The organism is Paraburkholderia sp. MPAMCS5, assembly GCF_036016995.1.
Taxonomy (GTDB): Bacteria; Pseudomonadota; Gammaproteobacteria; order Burkholderiales; family Burkholderiaceae; genus Paraburkholderia.
Window position 1 is genome coordinate 1 of sequence record NZ_JAYXBK010000035.1, and the last position, 3,399, is coordinate 3,399.

Genomic DNA, 3,399 nt, shown 5'->3' on the forward strand with positions numbered 1-3,399 from the left:
CACGAGTATGGTGCAGTAAAAAATATGTGCTGCTCGATAACGAACTAGGCCAAGGCAGTACCTTTGTGGAAAGCAAACAGCACATATTATTCGGTTACAAGGTGCGGAGGAAGGTCATCAGGTCAGGCTGATCCCGCCATTGCTTTTGTCCTTCGGCACCGCCTTCCACTTCGCATGTCGCTAGCGCCCGCGCCTTTGTTTCCAGATTGATCTCGGCGTAGATATTGGTCGTCTCCAACGAAACGTGCCCAAGCCAGCCGCGTATCGTATTGATGTCGACACCGGCCTGGAGTAGTAGCGAGGCGGTCGTATGCCGAATCACATGTGGGTGCACATTCTTGCCGGCAAGCGACGGCGCGTTGGCTGCAGCACGGATAGCGCAGCGCTTGACCAATGCATGAATGCCGGAGCGCGTCATCGTCTGGTGGAATCGATTGAGGAACACCGGCGCGTCTGCGGCCCTCCCCTCGGACTGTGAGCGCAACGCATCAAGCGTGGATTTCCAGAGCGGGCAGCGGCGATGTCTGTTCCCCTTGCCGACGATGCTGACCGAGCGCGTGTGCCAGTCAACGTCGCCAATCTTGAGCTGCGCAGCTTCGCTTGCACGCGCTCCTGAGTTAAACATGAAGAGCAGTAACGCATGTTCGCGCTGCCCCTGCGCTGTATTGACGTCAGAGGCAGCGAGCAGGGCGTCCATTTCCTGCCTGCTAAGGTAGCTGATCTCCGGCCGACTGGTTCTCTTAACAGGAATCAGATGAATCTGTGCCCACCAGTCGACGTATTCAGGCGCATGTTCGCCGATGAAACGAGCCAGCGCATGGATGCCGCCAAGCCGCTGATTTCGTGTGCTGACCGTACAGTGGCGTTGTTCTTCCATGTGCGTCAGGAACAGACGGACCATTTGCGCGGAGAGATCATCAACGGTCAGGCGATCGATCCGCTTGTCGACCTTGGCGGCCAAATACGGAAGCAACAGCATGAGCATGTCGCGGTAACTTCTTTGCGTATTGACGGCAAGGTTACGTTCGCCCACCAGATACTCAATCAGGAAACGTCGGATCCACGGACCCAGCAGGGATGAGTTATTCATGTTGCACCTCAAGGACGTACGTTTCAAAGCGCGTGCTCGCTGCATTCAGCAACTCGGGCGTCAAGGTAAGGTAGCGTTGGGTGCCCGCGAGATCGATGTGGCCGAGATAGGTCGCGAGCTGCGGCAACAACAGTTGCAAATCCGCGCCGCGGCGATACCAGGCGATTAGCCGGTGCACTGCGCCTGAGTGTCGCAAATCATGCAGCCTCGGCTGGCAGGACGCACCGCCTTCGCGTTGGATATTTGCCAGAGTACGCTGTCGCTGAAAGGCCTTGCGCACAGCTTTCTGGCTCAGGGGGCGACCATCGCGTAAGCAGAAGAACGGCGCATCCGGTGCCTGCCCAAATCTCTGGTTGCGTAGCCGGGCATAAGTTTGCATCGCTCTATTCAGATCTGCGCCTAGCGGAACCAGCCTCGATCTATAGAATTTGCTCTCGCGCACGTGCAGGACGGCTTCGTCGAGATCGACGTCCTGCATGGTTAGCCGCAAGGCTTCGCCATGGCGGAGGCAACCGCCGTACAGAATCAGAATGAGTGCACGCAAAACATATGCATCCAGCAGACCGCGTGGACTGCATGCCGCCGACGCCACTTCGAGCAGGCGCTTTAATTCCTGCTGCGAATAAATGTAGGGTGTCAGCGGTGGCGGCAATCTCGGACTGTAGCGAGGAAGCGGCGAGGCCTTGACATATCCACGCGAGAGGGCAAAACGAAACAGACAGTCAAGTACAGACCTTCTCTTCCGGCAATGGTTAGTCAGCGGCCTGTTGCCAGTCAGAAAGTCCTGTACCTGCTCGACCGTGACCGATTCCACATCAATGTTGCCATCAACCCGGTGGCAGAATGAGGCAAGCGTGGCCGCCTCGGAATTGAAGCGCATGCCCAACGCCCGTTTGTGGCTCACGTATTGGGCGACGAGTTCGGAGAGCTTCATAGCAGACTCCCCAGATCGATTTCGGCCACACACCGCAGTCCGGTCAGGTCGACCTTTGCATAGATTCTCGTCGACGACGCGCTGCGATGGCCGAGGTGATCACCGATCTCCTTCAGCGCAAAACCAGCGTCGAGTAAATGCCGGGCATTGGCGTGCCTCAGGCAATGTGCGCCACGCCGCGGAATGTCGATGCCAAGCGTCGCGAGACGCGAGCGGACAATGCCGCTTACGCGCCCGGGTGACAGCGGTCGGATCGGCGCCTCGACCGACAGGAAGAGCTCTCGATGTGCGCTTCGTGGACGCGCTTCCTTCAGGTAGCGCAGAATGGCGTTTCCAACGGTTGCCACCAGCGGGTATTGCTGTGTGCAGCGTTGCTTCGGACGATTGACATGAAGGATCTCGCCGCACCAGTCGATGTCCTCCAGACGGAGCCGCACCACCTCGCCGCGCCTCAGTCCGTAAACAACCAGCAGCATGATCATCGCACGGTTGCGTAGATCGATCGTGCTCTCGCCGACAAAGCTGGCGACAAACCTTTGCACGTCATCCCAGTTCAGCCCGAGCGGCAACCCCTCCTCTCTATACACCACAGGTGCTTCAATGCCCGACGCAACGTTGGTAGCCCACCCTTGTCCTTCTGCGTACCGGAAGAAATTGCGCAGCGTGCTCGCAAGCGCGTGCAATGAGACTCTGCTCCAGCCGCGGTTGCCTTGATAGGCGAGGTAGGTGTCGACATCGTGGATAGTGAGAGCACCGAGTGCCTTGTCAGGGCGACAGACCATTGTCAGAAAATGGCCGATCTCATCACGACAGGTTGAAATCGTGGCAGAGGAAAGTCCTCGCTGGTCGCGCATGAAATCGACGTAGTGCTCGACATAGCGAACAAATGGTTCTTCTATAGGATGCCGTTCCTCCAGACGCCCCAGGAAGCGCAGCCAGGTCGTGGCGGTATGGATGAACAGAAGCCGCGAGCTGCGGGACTCGTTCGTGCGCTCACTTCGGAGAAGTCGAATCCGATGGTCAACCGCAAACGCGATTTCCTCGTGCGTTATTAACCGCGGGCGGGACAGATCAATGCTCTGTGAAAAAACCAGCAGGATCCACGCGATCTTCCGAATCGACCTGAGCGGATAACCCTGTCCCTGACAATGTACGAGGAAGCGCTTCCTGGATTCCACGCACGGCGCGAGATTGTGGGCAGCAAGAACATGCGGACGCGTAAAGAGAGTCTCGAACATGATATTCCCCCATCATTGATCAGTGGAATATCCGTATCAGCCTGAAAATTATGTCGTCATGGAAACGTCAACGCGATAGACGATGCGCGGTTGTTGCGAACCACTGTGACATATTTTTTACCGCGCCATTCTCGTGA

Annotated in this window: 3 protein-coding genes; all 3 read right to left on the minus strand. The window is 57.3% G+C overall.

Features of this window, described 5'->3' with window-relative positions:
* Window positions 1–94: 94 nt before the first annotated feature.
* Genes VOM14_RS31290 through VOM14_RS31300 form a run of 3 tightly spaced genes read right to left on the minus strand, consistent with a single transcriptional unit; the run spans window position 95 to window position 3,262 of the window.
* Window positions 95–1,090: a tyrosine-type recombinase/integrase gene (locus VOM14_RS31290; protein WP_327632569.1), complete on the minus strand. Its 996-nt coding sequence runs from the start codon at window positions 1,088–1,090 to the stop codon at window positions 95–97.
* Window positions 1,083–2,024, minus strand: a complete 942-nt coding sequence (locus tag VOM14_RS31295) for a tyrosine-type recombinase/integrase (RefSeq protein WP_327632570.1) — start codon at window positions 2,022–2,024, stop codon at window positions 1,083–1,085. Before VOM14_RS31295 ends, VOM14_RS31290 begins: the two co-directional genes overlap by 8 nt.
* Window positions 2,021–3,262, minus strand: coding sequence for a tyrosine-type recombinase/integrase (locus VOM14_RS31300; protein ID WP_327632571.1), 1,242 nt, complete (start codon window positions 3,260–3,262; stop codon window positions 2,021–2,023). The genes VOM14_RS31295 and VOM14_RS31300 overlap by 4 nt, the downstream gene beginning before the upstream one ends.
* Window positions 3,263–3,399 lie beyond the last annotated feature (137 nt).